The organism is Salinimicrobium oceani, assembly GCF_012037645.1.
This window is the reverse complement of the sequence record NZ_JAAVJR010000559.1, coordinates 1-470: the sequence shown is the minus strand read 5'-3', so window position 1 is coordinate 470 and position 470 is coordinate 1. Positions and strand designations below refer to the sequence as shown.

Annotated in this window: 1 protein-coding gene; it reads right to left on the bottom strand. The window is 47.2% G+C overall.

Annotated features, from left to right (window positions below; translation table 11 throughout):
• On the bottom strand, positions 1-470 hold a 470-nt coding region (locus tag HC175_RS18235; protein WP_168139663.1), incomplete at both ends, for an FAD-dependent oxidoreductase.

The following is a 470-nucleotide window of genomic DNA, read 5'->3' as shown; positions in this document are numbered from 1 at the left end:
TACCGGCTCCCGGTGCTGGGCGCAGTCCCCTATAGCATACACATCCCGGATGTTCGTCTTTAAAAATGGATCCACCAAAATTCCACGGTCTGTTTCAATTTCTGAACCTTTTAAAAAGTCAATGTTCGGCTTCACTCCAACGGAGATTCCGAGAAGATCACAGCCAATTTCCTCTCCCAAAGTTGTTTCAATTGAGTTTACTCTGCCGTTTGTCCCGCTGATTTGTTTTATTTCAGTTTCATGTTTTAGAGCTATCCCGTGGCTTTCTATATGGCGGGAGATGAATTGGGCGTCTTTTACAGGAAGCGCATTCTGCCAGAAAGCTGTTTCTCTGATGAGCATAGTTACCGGGATTTTTCTGGTGTGCAGCATTTCGGCCAGCTCTACGCCAATGAGTCCGCCGCCAACGATCACTGCGCCCCGGCAGTTTTTGGTGTTTTCTTCCAGCAGCTCAAGATCCTGTTTCGAAA